Below are 1,111 nucleotides of genomic sequence, written 5' to 3' on the forward strand. Positions count from 1 at the left end.
GCCCCCTGGTCAGGGCGCGCCGGTCTCCTGCGAGGCCGGGGCGACCCCGCTCAGTGCCAGGCTCATCTGGTGCTGGGTCTCCTCGGCCACCACGCGGGCCTCCTCCACGACGTCACCGCGTTCGCGTATCAGGCTCTCGTAGATCGGCAGTTCTTCGGTCCGGGTCGAGTCGGGTTTCACAGCGGTCTTCCAATCGGTTTGCAGCCGGGATCTGAGGGGTCCGAGTAAGTCTGCGTCACGCCCTCTCACCGCGTTACCCACCCCCGTGGTGTCCAGATTTCCATCACGTGCTTCGCAAATTCCCCACGTTTGCGGCGGCGGCCGGGTTCGGGACGCGCGCACGAGAGGCCCCGGGGAGCGAGCGCTCCCCGGGGCCTCTCGTGCACGGATGTCGTCAGAGCGACGTCGTGTGCACGCCCGTGTTCGCGCCCGCAGCCGCGCCCTCCGGCGAGAGGACCGCCTGCATGGTGGCGCAGGCCTCGCCGGTCAGGGGGCCGACCAGGCCGGCGGAGAGGCCGCCCACGAGGCCCGCGGAGACACCGACGCCGCCCGCGTTGCCACCGGCGACGGTGTCCAGGTCGGCATCGGAGAGCTCGGCGGTGTCGACCCGAGAGGTGAGGTTCATGGGGGAGTTTCCCTTCGCGTGTATGTCTCGCAATGGCGGTGAGCGCGGGTGAGCGCCGGAATCCGGGGACCTGGATTCCGCCCCGGCCGCTCCCGCCGTGCGCAGGATCAAAGCACCCCGCGGAGAGGACGGCCAACCGCCCGCCGACGAGGCACGGCTCCGTCCGCCAATCGCCTTCACCGCTATGACCGCGAGGTCACCGGATGCGCCCAATCCTTCACACAGCCCGTCGCCCGGCCGGGCGCGGGAGTATTGCGCCCCGTTTCCCGAAGCGGGCACTTCACCGCCAAATCCCCAGGTCCCGGCCGGGAGATGGCAACGGCCGGGGCGCGGCGCCGCCTTCTGGGACGCGGTGTGCAGATGTCCTGGATGTTCGGACCCTGTCCCCGTCAGGCGGTCCCGGTGGGGTCGGGCGGCTACGGCGCGTTGGGCGGCCACTTCGCTGTCGGGTGGTCCCGTCCCCGGCGGGCGGCCACGGCCATGGCC

The 1,111-nt window shown here is 71.6% G+C and carries 2 protein-coding genes; both read right to left on the minus strand.

What is annotated here, in order from left to right; genetic code table 11:
* Window positions 1-9: 9 nt before the first annotated feature.
* A complete protein-coding gene (locus ABZ281_RS50250; RefSeq protein ID WP_356665614.1) occupies window positions 10-180 on the minus strand; it encodes a hypothetical protein in 171 nt (56 codons plus the stop codon).
* Window positions 181-394: 214 nt separating this feature from the next.
* A complete protein-coding gene (locus tag ABZ281_RS50255; protein WP_356665616.1) occupies window positions 395-625 on the minus strand; it encodes a hypothetical protein in 231 nt (76 codons plus the stop codon).
* Window positions 626-1,111 lie beyond the last annotated feature (486 nt).

Source organism: Streptomyces sp. NPDC006265 (assembly GCF_040613555.1).
GTDB lineage: Bacteria > Actinomycetota > Actinomycetes > Streptomycetales > Streptomycetaceae > Streptomyces.